The following is a 24,815-nucleotide window of genomic DNA, read 5'->3' on the forward strand; positions in this document are numbered from 1 at the left end:
CTAACTACTCATACGTAAGATAATGCCTTCAGTTTCCGGCTTGAGAATATTGAGGCCGATCAGTGCGGTGAAATCTCCAAGACATCCACGGGTTACCTTAATAATGTCGTCAGGAGAGTTGAGCCATGTAGGCTGTCTTAATAACTCTTGTTCGAAGATTGCATTTCCAGAAGGCATGTTAACAAATAAAGCTTGTGCTCCTCCTTGACTACTTATTTCATTTCCTTGACTGTCCTTAAAGAAGGCAACCCTAAATGGCAGTTCGGCATTTGTTGCTGCATTCCGTGCATGTGTTCCTTGAACAGCAGCGGTGACGTATTGTACGGGCCAGTCTATGAGTTGAGATGTTGTAGGAATATTTTCAATAAGCAGAGGAATGACTCGTACGGCACGGATAGTTCCTTGTGATGGAAAGAAAAATTGAGGTACAATTGGTTTATTTTGTTCTTGATACGATTTGACTAATGTTCTCATGGATGTCATATCGCGTACTAGTTCATTTTCTCCAAGATATGCTTGCGCTGTCGGTTTTTGTAAAATGAGATTGGTGTAGGTTCTAAAGAGGTTGAAGTAAGTGCCAAAGATTTGTTTATAAGCCGCCTGTTTATTTTTAACTGCTTCTCGTGTTGGAGCATCTAAGTTAAGGCCCGTTTCCATAGTAGCATCGTCGATTGTAAGAAGTGTCAGGTTCACATTTGTGTCATTGTGAAGGATGGTTTTGCCTGTAAAAGCCGCGATCGATTTTGGAAGAGCTGAAAAGAGCGCTTGAGAAAATTTATATGACTGTGCATCAACAATGTTAATTAAGTGCTCAACAATAAGAAATTTTTCGTTGAATGCGTATTGTTGTTCATAGGTAACGAATGTATCAAGAGTATCAATTTTGGTGAGGATAAAAGTTGCAAGTATTTTTTTTAGATGACTGTATAGTTGGCGCAAAACAGTTGTATACATCTGCTTTAGATACACATAAAAAATTGGATCTTGAGCAACACTTGTTTGCAGTGATGAGAATGATGATGCAAGCGAGCCGTTATTTGGGAAAAATTGTGATGCGGACGGGTAATTATTTTGAAACAGGTTTGGAATATCTGAAATGCAAAATCCACCCCCAATGGCCATCATACCAAACTGGGCGGCAAATGGAGTATTGTATCGGTTATCGTCATTTTTCTTTTCTAAGGTTCCATCGGGACGTGCAAGTGCATTCAGTAGTTGAGCATCAGTGAATGCTCGCGTTGTGCTGCCCGCCTGCTCTTCTTGTTGATCAGTTGGAGTAATGTCATTTGTATCAATGTCGTCCATCGATGGACCGTCATCGAGTGCTTGTATTAGGGCACCGTGCAATGCACAGTAGGCAAGCACGAAAATCCATCGCTTCATGTATATCTCTCCTTATGCGGAAGAAAAATCACACATAGGGTAGCCAATGATCTTTTTAAGAATCAATAGCTGTGTAAATTTACCTCTCCTTCAAAAAATATTATAGTTGCCTCAACATATCAGGAGACATCATAGATGTGGAGTATTCATGGTTAATAGATTCAGATTAGTTTTCATGATGGGTGGATTACTTCTTACAGGATGGGTTGGATATCGTACGTATCATTATTTTTTTGATGATACCACGCCTGCGGTGATCCTCGATGGAATAGATGCAGAAAAATATTGCGCCGGCAATCTACAATGTATTGTTAAGGGTTCAGACAGCTATAATGTTGCTAATCTTTCTATATGGTTAGATGATGTTCCATTGGTAACTAAGTTTCGTATTAATAAAAAAGCATTTGAGCACCCATTTACCATTAATACACATGCACTCAATAATGGAGTTCATAGATTGCGGGTTGAAGCAGTAAACGGAACGTACCGTCACAATCGGAGCGTTCATGATTATTCCTTTAGTGTTGATAATCAACCTCTCCAGGCAGCGTTTGTTCGTCCCGAATCGGACCTAAAGGTATTTCAGGGAAGAACGCTTCATCTTCAATTTCAAGTCAACAAGCCTATTAAAGATGCTCGCGTGAAGCTCCTTGCTCAAGAGTTCAAGTGTTATCCCGAATCACAGGGCTCTTCAATCTACGAGGCCTTCATTCCTATTGATTGTGAAGAGCAGCCTAATGAATACTTACTTGCCCTTGAGATTGAGGATCATGTTGGTAACTCGCAGACGCTGGAAAACAAATTTCAAGTGCTCATGTTTCCATTTAAAAAGCATACCGTTCGCGTTGACTCAGGCAAGGTTCAGCAGGAGGAAAAGTTAGGTAAGGATGATAAAGAACTTCGTGAACTGATTGCACAATGCTGCTCGCAGTCACCACAAGAAAAACTGTGGCGAGGTGCGTTTATTACACCGCTTGAGATGACAACACAGACAGCAGATTTTGGCTCGATTCGCACTACAGTTGAAAAGGGTCGGTACATGCATAAGGCTGTCGACATCATTGGCCAACCTAAAACGGTGGTTTGGGCATCGCAAGATGGTATTGTTATTGCCAAAGATCGTTTCGTTCAATCAGGTAATACCGTTGTGGTCGATCATGGATGTGGTGTAATGTCCTTATATTGTCATTTAGACAAATTTGCGACTCTTAATGTGGGTGACCACGTGAAGAAAGGTAACCCACTAGGTATTATGGGAAAGACAGGTTTTGCGACGGGTGATCATCTCCATTGGGAACTCGTTATTAACGGTATTCCGGTTGATCCGATGCAGTGGACGAAGCAAAATTTCTAAAAATTTCACACGGTTTAGATCTGATAATTCCATCTCTTAGGTATGGGGGTGGACAAAGATCTTTTTTCAAGTTAAGACTAGTTGTAAGCGATTCGGCATAAGACGGGTGTGGTTATGCAGATGTTTTTCGTACTTAGGGTTCTCAGGGAAATCACCTTCAAATTATAAGTAGGGAAGCATGTATAGCGACGGCGTTTGTGCGGGAATATTATGAGGACACATGATGAGATATCAACCCTTTCTTTTTGTTGCATTGTTAACTGGTGTTGCATGCGCTGATCGAATTATTGAGGTTGATACTAATATTGAGACAGACCTTACATTGGCGCACCAACAGCAGTCCCTGTTTCAATGTGTGTTTTCTTCTATTGTTCCAGAGGAAGAAGTGCCGAATTTTTCACCGACAGACTGGTCGTTCTTGTCAGAATATATGAGCTGTCTTTCAGAGAGCGCACTTGAAGAAGTGGTGGGTAACGCTTATGCGGAAGTAAGGGAGTTTGTTTCAGTTATTACTGAATCATATGAGGCGAAATGGAGACGCATGCTCATGCAGCAGGCGTATGCCATTATGGTGAGGTAGCGAGGATAGTAGTGATGTTATGTATTTCATATCTCAAAATAACAGAGTGTATTCATATCTCATTCGAATGTCACAGCCAGTATGGTATGTGTTAACAATCGGATGTGGTCTTCTGTTGAGCTTGGTGTGGTGGAAGAGTTGGTATGAGCCGCTTTCGTCTAAAGAGACAAGGTTCCACGGAGAATATAAAACGCTTTTACAGCAACAAGATGCCTTTGCACGTATTCAGCATGCGAATAAAAAGCTCAAAGATGAAGTTACTTCCTTAGAGGTTTCGATTACTGATTATCTTGCCCATGTGCATCCTCATGAAATTACTCTCAAAAAATTTATCGACAAAGCACTTGAAGCAGGGCTAACTTTGATTTCCTATGCCCCGAAGGAAAGTATTGCGACCAAGTGGTACATGATTCATGAAGTCGAGGCTGGGCTTATTGGTTCATATGAAAATATCGTGCGGCTTTTGCATGTTCTTTCTATTCGCCAAGATTTGCTGGTAATCAAGTCGTTTTCTATTCGTAATGATGGCGACAAGTTGTACTTGTATTGTACCATTCGTGTAAGTGAGGGGTTAGTATGAAGTATCGGATAGTCCTGGTGTGTTTCATGAGTGCAGCTATTGCTTGTAGTGATATGAAAGAGCATGTATTGCCGCTTGAGCTTGGTAATACACAGCGGGATCCGTTTGTATGGTCTACGGCTAAAGGAAAAGAGTCTTCCAAAGAAATCATACAAGAGGAACCTATTGTTAATGCGCAGCTTGAGCCGGAGGTAAGGGTTATTGAAAAACCAGCATGGCGCGTGTTCGGAGCTGCTACAACAAAACGAGATGCATACGCGTTATTGCGAGATGGTGATCACCAGCGGCTCGTAGAAGCCGGTGCAGATGTTGGTGGTGGATGGAGGGTATCGGAAATTACCACTCATAAAATCATGTATGTACATGAGACAGGAGAGCAATGGATCGTTGGAGTCTAATTGTTATAGCATGCTCTATCGGTGTAGGAGTGCATGCTTCCTCAGAAAAGACCTATGATGCGGAAATCATCTGCCAGCTGTCTAACATATTCAAGCATAAAGGCCTGGCAGATTGTAGGTTGACCTTGGTATCACAGCCGGGAAATATCAATGAATGTTTGACCCTACTACGTGCTGCATCTGGTCAGGATATTATGATAGACCAGCATCTTGCAGGAGAGTGCGGGGCATTTCACTTCTCTGATAAGACGGTAGGCGAAATACTAGACGTGATTTGTTCAAGTTACTCACCGCGTCTAGCACTGGTATCACAAAGTGGCGTATGGCGCTTGGTTGCATACGATGCTGCATATGAACACTTGAAATCGCAACAAAAAACACAACTGATTCAAAGAGTGTTTTCGTTAAAACATGCACGATGCGATGATGCATTTATCGAGAAAGTGCAAACAATCTGGAATCTTATTATTAGAGAACAAACTGATGTTGATGCGGCATATTGTACGATTGATACAGAGAGCAAGAAAATCTTTGTCAAAGCGCCTAAGAATGCATTAGCTGAATTTGAAAATTTCTTAAAAGAGATTGATTGTGCAAAACCACAGGTTCGCATCGATGCACTTGTAGCCATTGCAGACAAAAATTACGAGTATGGTCTTGGTATGAATTGGTCAGGTATCTATGACCGGCAAGCAAGTATGAATGGCAAGTTTGATCTTGCGACCGTTGGTGCAACCGCTGAAAATTATGGCATTAATTTAGTACGAAAGCATGACAGTCCTTTGACGCTTCCGCTTACGTTTGGTGGTCCGGATCTCAATATTTTGAAACTCAATGTTGAACTACATGCAGCTGAAAATGAAGATCGTGTTCGTATTTTATTAAAACCTTCAGTACTTACTAGTCATGAAGAAACTGCAGAGATTCTTATTGGTAAAAGCTTTCCTATCAAAAATATTATAAAAAAGGGCGATGATAAGGCCCCGCCAATTCATACTATCGAATACAAGGACATTGGCACTATCTTGAACGTAAAACCATCTGTGAGCCCGAACCAACAAACAGTTCTTTTGGATATTTGGGTTGAAGACTCTGCTGTAGCCAGTCTTGCCTCTGCTGATCAGGCTCCTATCATCAAAACCATTCGAACAAAAAATAAAGTATTGCTTAAGAGTGGGCAAACGACAGTAATCGGTGGTTTGATGTTGAATAAACAGGAGCATACGAAGGTTGCTATCCCGGGGCTTGGTAAAGTTCCGTTACTCGGGTGGATGTTTAAGCATGATAAAAAAATAAAAGAAGATAGCGAGCTGTTGATTTTTATTACACCAACAATTGTGTAACTAAAAAATGGGTTTGAAAAAAAGCCCTTCAACTTAAGAACTAAGCTGAAGGGTTAGGGGGGTGAACAATACTTTTTGTGGTATTGTTCGTTCAGGGACTTTGTTAAATTTTTTCAAATCTGGGAAATCCTAGCAACCGCGATATGGGTTGTCAAGCATGCAGCTTGGGGGGGTGTGTCAGGGTGTAGATGTGCCCCCTGGGAGCTTTTTTTTAAGGTTAGCCTGCCCACATTATTCAAGTGCATCCAGGTTTGAAAAGTTTATAATTTCATTATGGAACCATGAGCAAAAGCGTCTTACGGTTTTTTGTAAATTGATACGTTCATGGGAATCATGCAATTGTGGTTCTACTGTGGTAAAAAATCGATTCATGTCTCGCCTCATAGTATCTACGGCACGTCGCTTGTAATGATTATTCCCACCGCGATAATACATATAGCCCAGTAGGTATTCACATTGACGTTCAAGATGCTGAAGCGTTTTAGCTAATGATTCCTGACAGTATGATTGGTCAGCCTCAGAGATGTTGTACTGTGCGTAGCATGATGTGTAGTGATCGAGGGTACCAAGCAATTTATTGATGCGAGTTTTTTCTTCAAGAAACAATGTTACTGCATCGTACGGACTACATTTGCCAAGCAGTTCTCGATATAACTCAGATATGCCAAAACGGTAAGCAATTGTAGCAATGGCGGTTCCCAAAGCAAATTTTCTAAGGGCAGTGCGTGTTTCATCAGTACTCCAAAACCAGGGTGTAAATTTACGTCCAGATGGATCAGAGGCATCAAAAATAGCTACCAATTTTCTAAGATATTCGACCATAAGATCTTGGGCATTATCATGATGATGAACGTTTTTTGTTGTTGTATCTCCGGCATTTCCAAAAATACTTTCATATCCTGCATACAAAACAGCAGTGACCATGGCGGTATTGAAGCTTGTTTTGAGCAATGTTTTCGTTAAGACGATTAACCGGATTTTTTCTTGATGTGCACGAATTGAGCGCATGTTAATGCGTGCATTCGCTTGTTGTGTACACAGAGAGGCAAGGCATACAGTAAGGATTAAACTTCGTTTGATCATCCCGATTCTCCCTAAAAAAGCTCATTAATTAAAGAATTGATTTCTTTTGTCGTAATGGGCGACATTGCTCGATAGAATGTTTCGTCATATTCGCGTGTTTGGACCACAACCGGCATTGCAGCGGCATGTCCAAGGATCAGTGCTTGTTTCTTGGTATCCAACGACGACAAGATAGATCGTAGATTTGATGCATTATTAACACCACTTAGCACGCCTTGTATGTCTTTTTCGTCATTGAGTTGCGCAATGATCTTAGTTCCGATTTGCGATAAGACCTCCTCATCGATACCAGAAGGCCGCTGATCAACGATTAAAAGCGATACGTAATACTTTCTCATTTCACGAGCAATGGTGCCAAAGATAGTTTGGCGAGCTGCAGATGGGCTCAAAAATTTGTGTGCTTCTTCTATACATATCATCAATTTTTTCGGCTCATCACTTTTATTTTGTGAACCCAAGAACTTTTCGGTTCGTTCAATGTATTCACTATGGATTCGTCGTGTCAGAATATTGGCAATTAACAAATAACAGAAAGTTGAAGTATAGTTGCCAAATTCCACAATGATGTTGATGCCTTTATTGATATAATCCATCATGCGATCAATAACAGATTGGTCTTTATATGCTCCACCAGGATGCATTGGCTTGAAGAAGGGAAATCGTTCAATGCGTTTTAATTTTCTATACAATGCAGCAATTGATTCTGGATGTGCACCAAGTTCTTGTGCAAATTCCTTTAGATTGTCTCCCTGTTCGAGTAAAACTTGTAGCCAATCTTTTTTATAGCGTGTTGCGATCAGATAGGCTGCTTCAAATGCTGTCGAGTGAAGGTTGAGTTCATTTTGTAGAGAAAGAATATCTTCAACATGAATGGCTTGGTACGGAATTACAATTTCAAAATCAGGGCTTCCACCGCGGCGACGTGTTGATTCTGGATCTAAAGAAAAAATGGCAACACGATCAGGAAAGAGTGTTTTGAGTCCCTTTACGAAATGCTGAGTAGGCCCTTCTTTGCGTGCTTGTAATCCGTATTCACTGTGCATGTCGAAAATAAGATTGACTGCTTTTTCGTTTTTAATAAGACCTGCCAATACCAAGCGCGTTAAGAATGTTTTACCTGTACCAGTCTTTCCGAAAATACCATTGCTGCGTTCAGTTAGTTTTTCTAAATCAAGACAAACAGGAGTTGTCATATCTAATGGACATCCAATATTGAAATAACGCTGCGATGGATCTGCTTCATCACCAAAGATGAGAGCGACGTCCTGATGGGTTGCTTCGTATACATGAGAAAAATGTGGAGGAATTGTCTTAACAGGCATCTTTGTATTTTGTTGATCGAGCATCAGCATTGGTTTAAGAGTTGCCGTTGCATAAATGTCTTTTTTATACAAAATATTTTTTAATAATGGTTCATCAGGTTCTGGCGGGAATAGTAAAATATCGGGAGATGAGACTTCAAGACGCAGGTCTGTAATGAGCGAAAAGAACCGATGTGTGCTCCCAGAGACGCACACAAATTTTCCTGTTTTGATATCTTCAAGATGTGTTTCAGGACTAATGCGAATCACAAACCCTTCGGTTAATGATCCAGATATGACATGACCTACTACCTTTTTCATGCAGGAAAGCATAAATCAAAGATAGACAATTGCAACTACGTAAGATAGGTATCTAATCGCTTAAACCAACCGGGTATAAATTGTTGTTCGTTTCGTGTCGGAGGAGCATGGACGACGCGTTCTTGTAAAACATCTTTAGCATTGGTTACAAAGTCTTGGAGCGCCGTTTTTGTGTTTATGCCATTCATTTTTTGAAGAATCTGTAATAAGCCCCATCCATGTCCGTGATACTGCTCTTTTAGTTTAATACCGATACCTTTAAAATTTACGTAGTCAACAAGGGCATAGATTCCATTTGGTGCTTGTGCTACACGGTAAAATTGTTGTTTGATATGAGCGCGTTTAGCGCGAGGGAGACTTTCGATCATGATAGGTACTGCATCGATCATACGTTGCACGATAAATGCTGCCTGAGCTTCAAATGTGTTTTTTAAAAATACTCGCAACTCTTTCATGCGCTTGCTATTGAAGTCTCGCATAAATGCATCACGTGTTTTCCAGGGGCAGGGGGTTTGTGGTGTAAGCCACGATGGTAGACTAATGCCCTTATTTTGCATGAAGGATAAGACAAGTGGAAATCCTTCAGAAAACGGACATGATGTCCCTTGGGGGCACCAAATAAAATGTCCGATGCCAAGCGATGGGAATTCTTCAGCCTGATGCCAAAAGGTGAGATTATCCTCTTTTCCGCCACACTCATTCTGCCAAATCTTATAGCCAATGTTGCGAGCTTGATCTTTCGAAATAATGAGTTGTTCTCCATGTATTAGGGGGGACGCAAGCATAGTTGTTGCGTAGAAAAGAGTAAGCTTATACTTCATCACTGATTCTCCTTAATATCAGCATGTAGTGTAAAAAAATGGAATAGAGGAATACAAGGATTCTGGTTTATTGGTCGAGTAAAACCATGGCGTTCTCACGAGTTATTTTTATGACCCCGCTAGTGATATCAATAATTTCTTGTTTACCACTGTTGAGCCATATAATGAATCGTGATTTCTCTTTGAGGGTAAGTACTTCGGGAACGTGATCTTTTTTGACAACAAAATTACCTACAGGTGTATCGAATTCTATCCATGCAGCATGATAGGTTTGTTGTATGGTTGGGCCAAGAATAATGACTTTCATGATGACTATTCCTCAAGCATTTTTGCTTTTTGGATTGCATCTTCAAGCGTGCCAACCATATAAAACGCTTGCTCAGGAAGATGGTCAAATTTCCCACTTAGAATTTGCTCAAAATCCTTGACGATTGTTTCTCGGTCGAGGAACGCGCCAGGAATACCACTGAATGTTTCCGCAGTAAAGAGAGGTTGTGTTAAGAATTTTTGTATGCGTTTTGCTCGTTTAACAACTATTTTATCTTCTTCGGCAAGTTCATCAACGCCAAGAATGGCGATGATATCTTGAAGCTCTTTGTATCGCTGAAGAATGTTTTGTACTTTGCGGGCGACATTGTAGTGACGATCTCCAACAACCTGAGGATTTAACCCCTTTGATGTTGATGCTAATGGATCAATTGCCGGATAGAGTCCAAGTTCAACAAGTTTTCGTGATAAAACAGTACTTGCATCAAGGTGCAAGAATGTTGTTGCGGGAGCAGGATCAGTGATATCATCCGCAGGAACGTAGACTGCCTGAATAGAGGTAATTGCACCGTTAATTGTGTTGGTAATGCGCTCCTGAAATATTCCCATTTCTGATGCGAGGGTTGGTTGATATCCTACCGCAGATGGCATACGGCCTAAGAGTGCTGAGACTTCAGAACCTGCTTGCACAAATCGGAAGATATTGTCTACAAATAGCAGCACGTCTTTTTTTTCCTGATCTCTGAAATATTCCGCCATAGTGAGCCCTGTGAATCCAACGCGAAGTCGTGCTCCGGGCATTTCTCCCATTTGGCCAAATACCAGGGCCGTTTTATCTAGTACCTTGCTTTCCTTCATGGAAAGCCATAATTCATTCCCTTCACGGGTCCGTTCACCAATACCCGTAAAGACAGAAACGCCGCCATGTTCAATAGCAATATTTCGAATAAGTTCCATAACTAGAATGGTTTTCCCAACGCCTGCGCCGCCAAAGAGACCAATCTTTGATCCTTTGATATAGGGGCACAAGAGATCAATAACCTTGATACCTGTTGTTTGAATTTCATTTTCAATTTTTTGTTCAATAAATTTCGGTGCATCTCGATGAATGCTCCACCGTTCTTTTGTGATAACCTGTGCGCCATTATCAATTGTTTCTCCCAGCACATTAAAAATGCGGCCTAGTGTTTTAGGCCCAACGGGGACTTTAATAGGGGATCCCGTATCTTTAACTATAAGGCCCCGTCTAATACCAAAGCAGCTTTCTAAGGCAATGCACCGGACAATGCCGTCACCCAGTTGTTGGGCAACTTCTACGCTAATACGATCTTTCTCTGGCATATCGTGTGGAGGAAATTCAACATGTAGTTCGTTTAAAATGGCAGGAGTCTTATCTCTCGGAAATTCAACATCAATAATGGTTCCGCTGATGCGGATGATTTTGCCTTCTGTGTAAGGAGGTGATGATGGTCGAGGAGAGCTTGTTACAGAGGTGGGAGTTGTCATACAGTTTTCCCTTTACGCATTCTACTGACAAAAAGGCTAATTCAATTGCGCATCTTTCGCAAGAACATTGTGTTTCAACAGTGCCATACGGTACACTGCAGGCATCGTTATTCAATAGGAGTGAGGGTAGCATGAATAAAAAGATTGTTCCGATTTTGATTAGTATTGTTCTTAGTCTCTGCGGTATTTTATATGTAACACGATCGTGGCGCAAAATAGAAGTATGCCCTTCTCCGGGAGCATCTATTGGAACCGTGGTCATTTGGAATAAAACCGATCAGCAAGTCGAACTTTCTCTAAAACAGATTCGTCATGAAGCACAAACTATTGTGGTTAATAAATGTATTCGCGCGTGTATGACGGTTCTTACCAAGGATGAGTCATCCAGCGAGGTGGATCCGATATCTCATTTATATGTGACCTATGATGGCAAAAAGTACCGATTCAATGACACAGATATGTTGAATGCATTTCCCAATAAGAAAGGTGACAAACCAGATACCAAAATTCCTACCCGTAATTTTGTTCTTTTTGTTATCTCTGCGGGTGTTGGCGAATGGGAAAATGTAAAAAGACGTCTTGAGGCTGATGGAAAAGAATTGAGCGAAAAATTAAACTACCTCGTACTCAGCAACTATCATAAACTTGCCCATCCTTGGGATGACGATGCGGTTCTTTCTATTGTAAAATTACACTAAGAACGCCGGAAAGCTTGTAATAGGTTGCAATCTACCGTTTGCGCTCGGCGCTCGAGTTCATCCATGGTTAGTAGGCCCGTTTTTGCATCCATGTGCTCTACAGTCGAAGCGGCGTTGATAACGCCATGTCGGATGGCTTCTTCAAGCGATTTTCCTGCTGCTAATGTTCCTACAAAACTTGAACCAAATGCGTCGCCAGAACCCAATGTATTTACGACAGGCACAGGAATGCTTGGATGAAAATATATCTTGGCATCGTGTGCCACATAGACGCCTTCGGCGCCGTTAGTAACAACAACAGTATGAGGTCCTAGGCTTAGTGCTTCAGTGAAGAAGTCTTGTAGACTAAAAACATTTTCTCCAATCCGATGATGCGAAAGAAGGGTGGGCAATTTGTTTGAAGATGCTTCTTTGAGTTTAATAAGTCGTTGTTTGAGCTGATTATTGTTTTGTGCCATAGAAGTAAGGAGCAGTTGAGCCTCAGACGCATTTAGAATCAAAATATCTATATACGGGAGAGATTTTCGGAGCATGTGTGCACCTGCTGTTAGCTGGCTTCCTCCAGGATTATTTGCGACAGGAATGTTATGCCGTTTTGCTTCCTGAACAATCGTTATAAGGTGGTGTGCTGAATCTCCACTCAACGAGGTGATATAGAGCTGATCACATGTCTTTAACAAAGAGAGTGGGAGCTCTTGATTTGTTATATGAGCATTGGCTCCACGGTATGCAAAAATGATCCGATCTCCTGATGGAGCAGGAATGATAAATGAGACACCTGTCCCATATTGATCTGTTTGGACTATATGATCTGTGGGGATACCGGCGGATGTTAGTCGATTAAGAACGTAGGCGGCCTGTGTATCGCAACCTAATTTGAAAAAAGGGGTGACATCGAAGCCCAAGGTTTTAAAGGCAAAGGAGGCGTTATTTGCGCCGCCTCCTGTTTCATAGGCTATACGTTCTACTTCGATTTTGCTTCCCTCTTTGAGCATGATGTACTCAAAGAGACCTTCGGGCGTAGCAATATTTTGTGTTTCAGCTCCCGTGTGAAGGATGAACACATCTTGCGTTGCGCCACCAATGGTTACTATGTTCATTACTTAGATTTCGACTTCTTTTCCTCAGGCCCAGGATTCAATACTCGTTTTATAACTTCTTCGGCAGTGTTGACAAAAATGACCTCTATATCTTGTACGATATCTTCCAATCCGACAAGATCATTTTTGTTTTTCAATGGAAGAATGATATGAGGTACGCCATTACGTTTTGCTGCGAGTATTTTTTCCTTAACGCCACCAATTGGCATAACATCACCGCGTAAATTAAGTTCGCCAGTCATGGCAAACTTTGCATTAATTGGTCGATTGGTGAGTGCGGAAAGAATTGACGAAAGCATCGTGATACCGGCGGATGGACCATCTTTTGGTACCGCTCCTGCAGGGACGTGAATATGCAGATCATTGTGCGTGAATGTTTTTAGTTCGATGCCAAACTCTTTTGCGTGGGCTCGAGCATAGCTGAGCGCTGCTTGAGCTGACTCTTTCATGACATCCCCAAGCTGACCCGTGAGGATGAGTCGTCCGCGACCCGGCATTAATACAGCTTCGATACGAATCATTTCGCCACCAGCAGATGTCCAAGCAAGGCCATTGGTGATACCAACAAGATCAGTATGGTTTACATCGTCTTCAATAAATTTTCTTGGTCCAAGATACTTTTCGATATTTTCTTTATTGAAGGCTGGATTGTTTTTTGTTTCAACATAGGAGCGGGCTGCTTTTTGGAAAAGTTTACGCACGGTACGTTCGAGCTGTCGTACGCCGGCTTCTCTTGTATAGTTCATAATCAAATCTAGAAGTACATCATCTGCTACATCTATGTTCCCTTTGAGACCGGAGTCCTCAAATGCTTTTCTGACAAGATGCTGTTTTGCGATTTGCATCTTTTCTTCATGCGTGTAGCCAGAAAGATGAATTACTTCCATACGGTCACGGAGAGGATCTGATACGGAATCAATATTATTTGCTGTGGCAATAAAGATTACTTTAGAAAGATCAAATGGAACACCAAGGTAGTTGTCATAGAATGATTTGTTTTGTGCAGGATCAAGGACTTCGAGCATTGCTGCTGAAGGATCGCCTCTAAAGTCGGAACCAAGTTTGTCAATTTCATCGATGAGAATAATAGGGTTAAGCGATCCTGCTTTCTTAATGGCCTGGATGAAGCGTCCTGGCATTGCGCCTACGTACGTTCTTCTGTGTCCACGGATTTCTGCTTCGTCTTTTACACCACCAAGGGAAATACGTGCGAACTTTCTTCCCAAACTGCGTGCAATGGATTTACCAAGTGAAGTTTTACCGGTTCCCGGAGGACCTGCAAAACACAAGATTGGAGTGTGTCCGTCTTGGTTGAGATTTTTTACTGAAATAAAGTCCAGAATTCTATCTTTGATATCTTTGAGACCATAATGATCCTCATCAAGAATTTGCTTAGCATTGTTGATGTCCAGATTATCTTTCGTTGATTCATTCCATGGGAGTGAAACGACGAGCTCAAGATAATTTCGTGTGACAGCTGCCTCCATCGAGTCACTTGCCATTCGTTCAAGGCGGTTGATTTGCCGTTTGATTTCTGAAGAAACTTCTTCTGAAAGCTCGAGTTCTAATATTTTCTCACGAATCTTGTCGATTTCTTCATCGTCGTCTTCACCGAGTTCCTTTTTGATAGCCTTAAGTTGCTCCCTAAGATAGTATTCTTTTTGTGACTGATTCATGGAATCGCGTGCATGATTTTTAATGCGCTCCTGTACTTCTGCAACTTCAATTTCACGAGTTAATTGTTGATAGATTTCTGAGAGAAATTCTTTTTGACTTTCACATTCAAGGAGTTCCTGTGCTCGCTCCACGGATATATTCAGGTGCGAAAGGATAAAGTCAGCTATCTTTGCAGGATCTTGTATCTTGGAGAGGATTACATGAAAATCAGGACTAAATGATTTTCCTGATGCAGCCATACGCTCAGCTAGTTCTTTAATGTTTTTAATTTGGGCATCAAGTTCCGGATCTTCATGATTTTCATCAAAAGGAAGGGCCTTGATTTCTGCAGAGAGAGTGTTTTCATCAGCACTAATATTTTGAACCTCTGCTTTGCAGATACCTTGTACCAAAATCTTTATGCCGCCTTCGGGAATACGGATCATACGCATAATGGATGCTACTGTACCGACCGAATAGAGATCCTGTGTTCCGATAGCTGCCTGTTGATCAGTAACTTGTTTTTGCGCAGCTAAAAGAAGCACCATCTTTGACTGGTCGAGTGCTTTATTGATTCCCTCGATAATGCGCTCATCAAGAACAAGGAGCGGTACTATCATGTGAGGAAAAACAACGACATCCATCGTCGGAATTACAGGTAAATGGGTTGGCAAATTCTCGTGACTTAACGCGTTTGCAACCGTTTTCATAAGATGGCCCCCTTTTTCATTCAGCTATTGTATTCTGATACTCTCTATGCGTGATGGCATAGGTACTGTGGTATTGTGTCCCTCTATCCTTAGTGTAGAGAAACTTTTTTGCGAAAAACAAGGAACTTTCATACAAGTAGGTTTTTTTTCAGAAACAGCTATTATTTTTGGATCGTTCCTTTGTCATATGCTTGAATTTTCAATCTGAGGATGATTCGTGAAGGACACAGTTTTAGAGCTTTCTCGTGTTTCCAAGTCCTTCCAAGAAGGTAAGACAATATTACGTGTTCTGGAAGAGATAAATGCGAAGTTTTTTCAGGGGAATTCATATGCAATCTCTGGAGTTTCTGGTTCGGGGAAATCGACCTTAATGCATATCATGGCGGGAATTGAATCTCCTGATGGAGGAACAGTTTTCTTTTCAGGGAAATCTCTTTCAACATTTTCTTCTCTAGAACGTTCACAGCTGTTAAATAAGCAGATGGGGCTAGTGTTTCAGAATCCATACTTAATTAAAGAACTTACTATTCTGGAAAATACTGCGCTTAAGGGACTCATTTCCGGAGAATCTCGCGATGAGAGTTATCAACGAGCACGCGTGTTGCTTAAACAAGTTGGTCTTGCGTCAAAAGACCATACATATCCTGGCGCATTGTCAGGAGGACAGCAGCAACGGGCGGCTCTTGCAAGGGCGCTCTTTCATAGGCCGACAGTAATTCTGGCAGATGAACCAACGGGCAATCTTGATAAAGCTACTGGAAAATCAATAATTGACCTTCTGGTTGAGCATCAAAAAAGCGATGGTTCAGCACTCGTTATATGTTCTCATGATCCATATGTTCTTGATACTATGGAGCATGGGTATGTCTTGAGCGGAGGGTTATTGCAAAAAATTAAAGGTTAGCTTGATGTAATGCTAGTTACCATGATTATGATCATATGGTATAACAAGTAGCATTCTATCGTGGGGGTATGAGGCGCATCTTTTCATGTTCTTAAATATGGCATCAGCAAGGAGTTGCAATGAGCAATGTACTGCATAAAAATTCAATTGTGCAAAAGACGATGGAAGTGGCCGGATCTACGTTGTTAAGTCGAGTCTTAGGCCTAGCGCGGAGTGTGCTTCTTGTGCGATATTTGGGGGCAGATGTTGTTGGTGAAGCCTTCCGTGCGGCGTACAAATTACCCAATATGCTTAGACAGATTTTTGCAGAGGGAGCATTAAGTGCTGCGGTCGTTCCTACCTTTGTTGCAAACCTTAAACGCGGGGATAACAAGGAAAAGCTCGGCAGCTTAATGTCATTATCATTTTTAGTCTTTGAGGGGACTGTATTATTGCTCTGTGTTCTTGCCATGTGGAAGGCGCAGTGGGTAGTGCATTTTTTTGCACCCGGATTCCCCGAGGCGAAGATGGAGATTGCGATTCGGCTCTTTCGCATCTTGATGCCGTTTATTTTTTTTATTTCCAGCAGTGCGTTGCTTGCAGGTGCGTTGCAGTCGCTACATCATTTCTGGGTTCCAGCTCTATCGCCGGCATGGCTTAATGTGGTCTTTATTACTGCGCTTTTGTGCGGCATTTATGCAGGGTATTCAGTTGAATTCTTATGTGGTGCGATTCTATTTGGAGGATTTATTCAATTGCTGGCCCATGTAGTGGTGTATTTCCGCTTAGGAATGGGTTTTTCTGGAATAACAGATTACGCTTTGAAGAGTTTTAAAACTCTTCTCGCTAAATTTGTTCCTGCGATGTTGGGAATGAGCGTCTTGCAGTTCAGTGTTATCGTAGATAGTCGTTTTGCTTCATATTTACCTCATGCGTATACCTTAATGGAGATTGCTTCAGGATTTTTAAGAATACCCGTTGGTGTCTTTGCGGTTGCGTTTTCAACCATTCTTTTGCCACATTTTTCTAGAGTGCAGACCTATGCCCCTAAGCGTCTTAGTTTTTACCTACTAGAGTCTACGAAATTGGTTTTCTGGGTTACGGTTCCAACCGCAATATTATTGAGCTTCTTCTCTGAGAAGATTTTTGTGACGCTGTACTTGTCAAAAAAATTTCCCATGGAGTTGGTCATGGAGGCAAAATATATTCTGTCAGCATTCTTGCTTGGGTTGTTCTTTTTGTCACTCAATAAGATTTTGATGAATATTTTTTATTCACTTCATCAGCAATGGATTCCTGCGATTGTGGTGGTATGTGGTACGTGTGTGAATTATGCATTGAATATGTTGATGGTTGGGACATGGAAAGCGACTGGTCTTGCTCTGGCAACATCAGCATCTGTTGCTGTGCAGGCCCTCCTCTTTTTCATTATCTTGAAATATGGATTTAACTTTAAACTATACTTAGGTGTACTGCTTTCATTTTGTGTCCGTTACATCGTACAGGTAACTATTGTGTTTGGGCTCTTTTATGGGGTATACATCGGTATAGTTGGTTGGATTGCTTACTTTATTCCTCAGGCAGAGATGCTTCTTACAAAGACTCTGTGTGTATGGGTTTGGGTCGCTCCGTTATGTGGTGCCGCAATGTATGTGCTTTATAGAACACGGACATGGTTTAGGGTAAGGATTCATTTCCTTAATAGTTAGGATCTTGCAGGGGAAAGATTCCTTTTACAAATGGTTGTTATAATTACAAGGAGGTTTTGTGAGAGAGCAATATTCTGCGGGTATTGTGGTCTTTCGCCAAATGGACGGTGAAAGAGAGTATCTGTTACTTCATCATGGTGGAGGTCACTGGGATTTTCCTAAAGGCAAAATGGAGCCAGGAGAGTCCAAGCGCGAGACAGCTCTTCGTGAGCTCAAAGAAGAGGCAAATATCACAGCTGAAATTCTCGACGGTTTTGAACAGAATCTATCCTATTATTTCAGCGCTCCAGATGGGGAGCGGATTCATAAAACGGTCTACTTTTTTGTAGGAGAAGCAGGCAGTCGTGCCGTCGTGTCCATCTCTAATGAACACCAAGATTTTATTTGGCTTTCATATGCCGATGCGATTCAGAAGGTTACCTATAAGAATGCAGAGCAGATCTTAATGTATGCCGATGCTTTCTTGGAGGCTCGGAACAGATATTCCTAGACAAGACTAATCGTGTAATAAGGGGGGGAATTTGGTTGCGGGGGTTGGATTCGAACCAACGACCTTTGGGTTATGAGCCCAACGAGCTACCAGGCTGCTCCACCCCGCGTCATTTCAATCATTAGTGCTATTGAGTGTAGGTTAAATAAGAGCTTTGTCAACGAAGGCTAAGAGCGGGTTGGCTCTTTCTGAGCTGTCTAGTATAACGATTGCCGATGCAATGGTGCGACTGTGTGTGAGGCTGATAGATATGGTAGGAGATCCAAGCTTCCTATAATAGGAATCTAAGATAGTCATACGTGCTTGACCGTGGTGATCGTGGTGTACGTTGCTCATCTTACACAGATGCAGAAACGAAATTGAAGCAACAGTATTAGCTGCTTTAAAAAGTGCTTCTTTCGCTGCGAATCTTACTGCAAATCGCTCAGCTGAAGTGGTTTGGTATTGGAGACAATAGTCGATTTCCTCTTTCGAGAAAATACGAGCAAGTTGTTTACGTTTATACGTGTGCCACTTTTCAAAGCGTTCGATTTCTACTGTGTCTAAACCTAGCCCAATGATCACAGGTAACCTTTTGATAAGCGTTTAATTGTAAATACACTTTAATAAAATAGTACTCAAATCAAAAGACAATCCTGAAGATTAGCTGGTTTTTAAATCGCAGCACATACAATTTGAGAAGTATGATTGAAGTATCTCGTAGGAATGTCTCTAAGGAGTCCAGATGCACGGTGTTACTACTCTCAGGATGATGACAGTTTTGGTGCTACTTAGTTTTTCACGAGATGCTTTAGCTCAGTATATTTGGGTGCAAGAGCGTACGAGGCGCTTTAATTATTTGACAGAGCGTTATGAGGCACGAGTCGTGGACCGGACGGAGCCTCATCCAAGTGTTCTTACAGAGCCGGGGGGGACAGAAGCGGGTCTTAAGTTTTTCTACCTTATATCGTGTGTTAGTGTACTTGCTTGTTGTTATAAGGGAGCGGTTGCCTGGATATCTTGTTTAGCCGGAAGAGCATACAATGCATGTGAACTTTGTACTATTCCCTTCTGCTGCTGTTTATGTTGTTGTCTTCTTTGTAGACATGAAAAATGCCAAAAATGTTGCGAAAGACTTCAAAATTCTTCAAGTGGAGAAGAGCGACTTTTGGACCATGGAGTATCACCACAGGTGTCGGATGTGTAATAGTGTGACCATTTTCCAAAGTGATATTCAGAGCCATATTGTGTTTTAGGGTCGTTTCTATCGATGGACTCTGAATGATTATAGTCTTTTGATCACTGGTACTTTTTCAAAATTTGCATACACTAATTGGCCTAATTATCAGGAGTGTATATTCATCGGATTGTTCTCGAAAAGGATGTATTGTATGAGGTTGGGAACATGGTCCTCTTTTTGTAGCGCCTTGCTTTTTTCACTTTCACTCCATGCTGCAGTGAAAATTTCGGGTGATGGAACTGATACAAGTTTTACGTTCACCATAGGATCTCATGCCTATGATCTTGTGGGAGATCTCTTTTATATTGGAGCAGGAACAGCTGTCACTGGTAACACGTATGCCATTGCACAAGCTCCATCAAAAACAAACGATGGCGACCCTGGTTTTTTTTCGCCAATTACTCCTGCGACAGGAACTGTGAATGGGGTGAATGGTCAAGTTAATCCATTGTATGCGCAGAAAATCCCATATTTAGGGCTTTCTACTTATAGGCCATATAGACCGTTTGCCGTTACGGCTAGTGCACCTAGACAAGTGCATTTTATGAGCGCTATCTCAACGAATGCTTCGGAAGCAGAGTTGCTTTCAACTCCAATAGTTAGTGATGCCGGAGGAAATGAGACTGATGGTATTGTGGCATTATGTGCGGGACATTACGGAACAACTAATAACGAAAATCAATATTGTTTTGTAGCAGTGAAGCCTAACGGTGGAAGTTTTGGAGAGGCAGATGGGGGTATTGCCGCAATCAAGCTTTCGACAACATATCTCGATGTGCTGAATGCGAATACAGGCATATCACAAGATAATATTGCGCGCGAACTAGATACAACTGCGACTGTTCTTAGAATTTCTGAAGATCTTTCATCAATACAAGCTAATACAGTTGATATGCATTTTAATACTGATTTGCAGAGACTGTATGTTGCCTTACAAGTCACTGGTAGCACTAAGTCGACAGCTGGTGTGCGCGCAGTGACTGTGGGTCGTATGAATAATGATATTCTTACATTCGATCCAATTGGACTTGATGCGGTATTTGCAAATGAGGACAAGATTGTTGGAGGGATAGGATCGAGCGCTCAGGTATCTATACATAAAGTGAGGACGTTAAAAACATCTACGCATTTGCACTACTTGATTATAGTTGGTGGAAATGGTGCGCCGTCAGCAACAGGGAATACGGTATATGCATTGCCGCTTGTTAATAAAAAGCCTGCTGGTATTGGGACGACTGATACTGCACTGGCCGAGGCACTGACAAATCCAGAACACGGAACGCTTGCATTGAATTCAAGCGATATTACTGAGAAATATGCCATGAACGGCGTTTTTGTTGATCGTGGATTTACTACAACGGTTCAAAATGCTTCAGACATGTTGACTACGACGAGTACTGCGGCGCAAGTTGGTGGTGGCGCATTGCCGTTGGCCGCAAGTCAAACGGTTTCTGATATTGTTGCTCGTCGAGATATAGTGATGGTGACAATAGGTGATGCATATGATGCAACAACACAGTCGGGTGCTTTCTCATCGCATGCATTGTTTGATTCTCAGGGGAGAATCAAGGGATGGACGCCATGGGAGAGGATTACAGGTACTGATGAAAAAATATTCGGTATCGAATCTGTTAACGGTGTGGGAACGTACTGGATGCTAACGGGAACAAATTCTGAACTTGTGTATACCGCAAGTGTTACCCAGTGGAGCGGTAACGATAGCGATGGCCTTCTTGGAGGTACAGCAAGTGATGCAACTGTTGGGCTTTCTCAACAACTTGGAATTGAGTGCCCTGTGGCAACTGGTGGAATTCATAATGTATTTGATTTTGCGCGAACAACATCTGGATTTGGTGATCTTGTTGGAACACCAAATAATCAACTTTCTATGATTGCGGTTGTTGGTTTCGATAAAGTTGTGCTTGCGGAAACAGGTCGTAATTCAGCGGCGAATGTTTTTAGGGCAAATACTGGTGATTTTTATACCGCTAAGCAATCGTTTACTGATGGCACATTGACAGGATTTGTTGTCGATGATGATACACATATGCTCTCTATTTCAGGCGGAATTTTAGATTCTATTGGTCCACTTACATCGGCAGAAGTATCACGCACGCCATTGAGCGGCATAACCAGTAGTGGCTATTTGTTTGTTGGTGGTGCTGGTGGCGTTGCTGTGTTATCAAAGGCGGATAATAGCGGTTGGGATACCTCTGCGGCTGGCGGTGGTTTACATGCGCGGTTCTCGGGTCTTACTTCTGGCATGTCATTTAAGCAACTCGGTTCATATTCCTTTGTGCAAAAATTAATCAGTGATGGGACTTACTTGTATGTGCTTATGCACAACAAGTTAGATCGCATCACACTGTCAACAATTGCATCTGGATCTCCAACGATTGTGACACTAGCTGATGCATCGGGAATCCATAATCCTGACTATGTTGTGTTTACTGACTTTGGTGTCTCAAATAAATTGGGTTTGTTGGCAACAAGTGTTGGATTATTCAGGGTGGGAAATGGGCTTGATATAACGGATTCAAGTGTTGCTGATTCTGATGATCTTAATTGGACGCGTGTGAATATTCCAGAAGGTCTTGGTGCGGTAAGTCGTTTACTGTTTTTTTCTCCGTCGGGGCATGAAACAGGGTTTGCACTTGGTGGCATGGTCTATGTGCTGAGTGGTTTTGTGGGTTATGATCAGGCGCGAATTAATAGATTCTCTGTAGCTGATATTAGTAGTTCTTCGATCAGTGATACAACTGTACAGCCACTACCAGATCGCTTCTTTACGGGTGTCGATTCTTTCTTGATTGAAATGGGAACGTACCGTAATTTCATTGCAACTGATGGTATCAATACATTTAATTCTCGTTCCAAATCCTACGAGAATCCTGACTCATTCTTATATTCATATTTTAATCTTAGAAGTGGCTCGAATTATCTGACCTCACTACCTTTGTTCGTGGTTCAAAATAACGCGGGAAATGCAATCGCCTCTTTTCCGAACACTAATGTGACAACCATTCGTCCTTTAGTGCTGAACTCAGCCGCAGGTGGATGGTTATTAAGTGGAAGTTTTGGGTGTATGACCAATGAATAGACAATATGTTGCGAAGAGTACGAGTTTTGTTACAGCAGCGATTTTTTTACTTAGTTGTATGACAAGTACAGTATCTGCATTTTTCCCGATTAATATTTTTCAACCCTATGATCAGAATACATATCGGCAGTATCGTTGGAAAGATCTTAAATTTGCTACGGGCTTAACAGGAGAGTTTGGATATCATACGGTGGGCCGAAGTGAGGTAACAACATCTGACGATCGTACAAAATCCAGTTCTGAAACAGATGTTTTGCAGATTTGGGAATGCGAACAAAATGCGTTAGCTATGTTGAAAGGGTTGCCGTCATCGACAAATCTAGGGAGCTTTGCACAGCTTGCCAACATTGATGATGACGATGGAGTGCGGGGGCATATTGTCCTTACCGGTGATCTGTCTATGCAGGCAAACGTTCCGTTTCATTTTCGTTGGTATCTGCCGCATGGATTTATTTTTGGAGCTTATCTTCCTGTGTTATCCATGAAGCTTGATGATATTTCTATTATTGATCGTACACAATCGATTACTGCGGAAGACCTGTTGGTTAAAAGTGTGCTTACCAATAACATTGTAGCTAATGTTCGTGCACTAACTGGAATCAAGTTGTGCGGGTGGGAGCAAGTTGGTATAGGTGATCTATCCTTTATGATGGATTGGCAGCGTAACTATCCACAAGCAAAAGAATTACTCAAAAATGTTCGGCCTCGTTTACGAGTTGGACTTACATTGCCGACAGGAAAGAAAACTGATGAAGATGAACTTCTTTCAGTACCATTCGGGAATGATGGCTCGTTTGGCGTTGTCTTTGGGGGGGGGCTCGATCTGACCCTTGGGTATAAACTCAAAGTTGGTGCTGATGCAGAGTTTCTCAACTTATTTAACAATATGCGCGAGCGGCGAATTAAGACATATAACACACAAACTGAACACCTATTCCCAGTCAAGGTCGGTGTATTAAAGGATTATGGTTTTACTGAACGCTTCAATCTCTATCTTGAATTTTTTGAAGTCGTTAAAGGGCTCACGCTCAGAGGGACTTACCAATACTATCAGCACCACGAGGATGAATTGAAGGTAATTGGCAATCAGTATTCTAGTATTATTGCGAATACGTCACAGCGGTTTGAAGAGTGGACAATGCACAATGTCATTCTTAATCTGAATTACGACTTTCGCCACATTGTTTCAGATGACTCATGGTTTAAGCCGTACATTGCATTCTTTTATAAAAAAGGAACCAATGGCAAAAATTGTGTTCTTACCGATACTTTTGGATTTACGTTTAGCCTGAGTTTTTAGGTTGGGACCACGTCTGTAATCATGCCAGATTCAAATGCTTGTTTCTTTGCAAGACCCTCATACAGTGTGCGCTGCAGTGCTTGAGCCTTTGTTTCTAAGAGCTCTTCTTGCTCTTCGATGCTTGTTAAAGCTGAGTTGGTTTGTGTGGCGTAGAGAGCTTCTTCAAAGAAATCAAGATCAAGCATACTTGCTGTTGTATCTACAAAGTATCTAATGCGATGTGTTAGTGACCATGCAAGCTCATTAAGATCATCGTAATCACCCACAATATGTGCATCTGCAAGTCGTGCGACATGCTCTGCAATGGAGTTCATGTTAGACCAGAGTTCGCGATCTTTTGGATCCCATACTAACTTGCTGAGCCCAATTTCTATGAAGCGGATTATGGATTGGCGGAGATACTCAAGAGGAATCTCTTGGTAGGCATCAGGATCTATAGTGACAAGCAATTTTTCTGATAACGTATCGATATGAGTGCGCGGATTGTCTTTAAATCCGCGCCACTGATTAATAAGGCCGTCAACCAAAATTTTGCGAATTTCTTCTTTACGTTCTTCAGGATCGCGGGGGCTTGCTTTAAACCAGTACCCAACCCTGTCGGGAAGAAGTTCCAAAAATCCTGCGAAAGTATAAGCGTTTACGTGGGAACATCCCTTTAATTTTTGTCCGAATAAGGAGAAAGCTGCTTTCACGTATTCACGATCTTCACCGGACTCTTTTGCATGAATAAGGAACTGGTCAAGGTGACTCATGTTGTGTGGAAGAAAGTCTTCTGCATAATGCCTTGAGTTGTAAACTGATTCGAAAAAGAGTTCTAATCCTGAAGGAATTTTGAGAGGCAAAAGGAATAAGTCGAGATTGGGGTTATTCTCAAGTGTGTCATATGCTTGCAAACCTGATAGTATTACAGTAAAGATCAATAGTAAGACGCATTTTTTGATATTCATACCCAACCCTTTTAGATGAATAGCGCTTGTACTGCTTTTTCATCTTCGATTGTAGCATGGCGTAAG

The 24,815-nt window shown here is 41.7% G+C and carries 21 protein-coding genes and 1 tRNA gene; 11 read left to right on the top strand and 11 right to left on the bottom strand.

Translation table 11 applies throughout. The features are described 5' to 3' along the window. The gene (locus JW872_01215) at positions 1-1,383 is read right to left on the bottom strand and encodes a hypothetical protein (GenBank protein MBN1549260.1); all 1,383 of its coding nucleotides are present in this window, start codon (positions 1,381-1,383) and stop codon (positions 1-3) included. A gap of 148 nt (positions 1,384-1,531) precedes the next feature. Here JW872_01215 and JW872_01220 point away from each other — a divergent pair, with 148 nt between their 5' ends. The 5 genes from JW872_01220 to JW872_01240 all read left to right on the top strand — a co-directional run bounded on the left by JW872_01220 (position 1,532) and on the right by JW872_01240 (position 5,638). Continuing rightward, complete coding sequence (locus JW872_01220) at positions 1,532-2,737, top strand: M23 family metallopeptidase (protein ID MBN1549261.1); 1,206 nt, start codon at positions 1,532-1,534, stop codon at positions 2,735-2,737. A 220-nt stretch (positions 2,738-2,957) separates the two neighbouring features. After that, positions 2,958-3,317: a hypothetical protein gene (locus JW872_01225; GenBank protein ID MBN1549262.1), complete on the top strand. Its 360-nt coding sequence runs from the start codon at positions 2,958-2,960 to the stop codon at positions 3,315-3,317. Positions 3,318-3,336: 19 nt separating this feature from the next. Then, positions 3,337-3,897 (top strand): hypothetical protein, encoded by a 561-nt coding sequence (locus JW872_01230; protein ID MBN1549263.1) that lies wholly within the window; start codon positions 3,337-3,339, stop codon positions 3,895-3,897. After that, positions 3,894-4,295 (top strand): hypothetical protein, encoded by a 402-nt coding sequence (locus JW872_01235; protein ID MBN1549264.1) that lies wholly within the window; start codon positions 3,894-3,896, stop codon positions 4,293-4,295. Before JW872_01230 ends, JW872_01235 begins: the two co-directional genes overlap by 4 nt. Beyond that, positions 4,277-5,638 (top strand): hypothetical protein, encoded by a 1,362-nt coding sequence (locus JW872_01240; GenBank protein ID MBN1549265.1) that lies wholly within the window; start codon positions 4,277-4,279, stop codon positions 5,636-5,638. The genes JW872_01235 and JW872_01240 overlap by 19 nt, the downstream gene beginning before the upstream one ends. 231 nt (positions 5,639-5,869) lie before the next feature. Here the strand turns inward: JW872_01240 and JW872_01245 are convergent, their stop codons facing one another. From JW872_01245 to atpD, 5 genes are all read right to left on the bottom strand, one after another. Next, entirely contained in the window at positions 5,870-6,721 is an 852-nt protein-coding gene (locus JW872_01245; GenBank protein ID MBN1549266.1) for a hypothetical protein, read from the bottom strand. A gap of 11 nt (positions 6,722-6,732) precedes the next feature. Beyond that, positions 6,733-8,343, bottom strand: coding sequence for a DUF87 domain-containing protein (locus JW872_01250; protein MBN1549267.1), 1,611 nt, complete (start codon positions 8,341-8,343; stop codon positions 6,733-6,735). A gap of 35 nt (positions 8,344-8,378) precedes the next feature. Then, entirely contained in the window at positions 8,379-9,164 is a 786-nt protein-coding gene (locus tag JW872_01255) for a hypothetical protein (protein ID MBN1549268.1), read from the bottom strand. 67 nt (positions 9,165-9,231) lie between these two features. Then, entirely contained in the window at positions 9,232-9,471 is a 240-nt protein-coding gene (locus JW872_01260) for a hypothetical protein (GenBank protein MBN1549269.1), read from the bottom strand. A gap of 5 nt (positions 9,472-9,476) precedes the next feature. Then, the gene (atpD, locus tag JW872_01265; GenBank protein ID MBN1549270.1) at positions 9,477-10,937 is read right to left on the bottom strand and encodes a F0F1 ATP synthase subunit beta; all 1,461 of its coding nucleotides are present in this window, start codon (positions 10,935-10,937) and stop codon (positions 9,477-9,479) included. Positions 10,938-11,068: 131 nt separating this feature from the next. Here atpD and JW872_01270 point away from each other — a divergent pair, with 131 nt between their 5' ends. Then, positions 11,069-11,635, top strand: coding sequence for a hypothetical protein (locus JW872_01270; GenBank protein ID MBN1549271.1), 567 nt, complete (start codon positions 11,069-11,071; stop codon positions 11,633-11,635). Here the strand turns inward: JW872_01270 and JW872_01275 are convergent. Both JW872_01275 and lon read right to left on the bottom strand, forming a co-directional pair. Next, positions 11,632-12,735: a carbohydrate kinase family protein gene (locus tag JW872_01275; GenBank protein MBN1549272.1), complete on the bottom strand. Its 1,104-nt coding sequence runs from the start codon at positions 12,733-12,735 to the stop codon at positions 11,632-11,634. The two genes, JW872_01270 and JW872_01275, sit on opposite strands and share 4 nt — an antisense overlap. Further along, positions 12,735-15,101, bottom strand: coding sequence for an endopeptidase La (lon, locus tag JW872_01280; protein ID MBN1549273.1), 2,367 nt, complete (start codon positions 15,099-15,101; stop codon positions 12,735-12,737). The genes JW872_01275 and lon overlap by 1 nt, the downstream gene beginning before the upstream one ends. Before the next feature lie 217 nt (positions 15,102-15,318). On the opposite strand from lon, the gene JW872_01285 reads away from it, so the two are divergent. The 3 genes from JW872_01285 (at position 15,319) to JW872_01295 (ending at position 18,183) form a co-directional block, all read left to right on the top strand. Further along, a complete protein-coding gene (locus JW872_01285; protein ID MBN1549274.1) occupies positions 15,319-16,005 on the top strand; it encodes an ABC transporter ATP-binding protein in 687 nt (228 codons plus the stop codon). Positions 16,006-16,124: 119 nt separating this feature from the next. Next, positions 16,125-17,693 carry a murein biosynthesis integral membrane protein MurJ gene (gene murJ, locus JW872_01290; GenBank protein MBN1549275.1) on the top strand — a complete coding sequence of 523 codons (1,569 nt, stop codon included), beginning with the start codon at positions 16,125-16,127 and terminating at the stop codon, positions 17,691-17,693. Positions 17,694-17,751: 58 nt separating this feature from the next. Next, complete coding sequence (locus JW872_01295; GenBank protein ID MBN1549276.1) at positions 17,752-18,183, top strand: NUDIX domain-containing protein; 432 nt, start codon at positions 17,752-17,754, stop codon at positions 18,181-18,183. Between the two features lie 32 nt (positions 18,184-18,215). On the opposite strand, the gene JW872_01300 is transcribed toward JW872_01295, so the two are convergent. Both JW872_01300 and acpS read right to left on the bottom strand, forming a co-directional pair. Beyond that, positions 18,216-18,292: transfer RNA gene (locus JW872_01300), tRNA-Met, on the bottom strand. A 32-nt stretch (positions 18,293-18,324) separates the two neighbouring features. Continuing rightward, a complete protein-coding gene (acpS, locus tag JW872_01305) occupies positions 18,325-18,747 on the bottom strand; it encodes a holo-ACP synthase (protein ID MBN1549277.1) in 423 nt (140 codons plus the stop codon). Positions 18,748-19,553: 806 nt separating this feature from the next. Here acpS and JW872_01310 point away from each other — a divergent pair. Continuing rightward, positions 19,554-22,502 (top strand): hypothetical protein, encoded by a 2,949-nt coding sequence (locus tag JW872_01310; GenBank protein MBN1549278.1) that lies wholly within the window; start codon positions 19,554-19,556, stop codon positions 22,500-22,502. Beyond that, a complete protein-coding gene (locus tag JW872_01315; protein ID MBN1549279.1) occupies positions 22,495-23,802 on the top strand; it encodes a hypothetical protein in 1,308 nt (435 codons plus the stop codon). Before JW872_01310 ends, JW872_01315 begins: the two co-directional genes overlap by 8 nt. Here the strand turns inward: JW872_01315 and JW872_01320 are convergent. Continuing rightward, on the bottom strand, positions 23,799-24,749 hold the full coding sequence (locus tag JW872_01320) for a hypothetical protein (protein ID MBN1549280.1): 951 nt from the start codon (positions 24,747-24,749) through the stop codon (positions 23,799-23,801). The genes JW872_01315 and JW872_01320 overlap by 4 nt on opposite strands. Between the last annotated feature and the right edge of the window lie 66 nt (positions 24,750-24,815).

Source organism: Candidatus Babeliales bacterium, from assembly GCA_016929235.1.
In the GTDB taxonomy this organism is placed as follows: Bacteria; Babelota; Babeliae; order Babelales; family JABCYS01; genus JAFGJD01.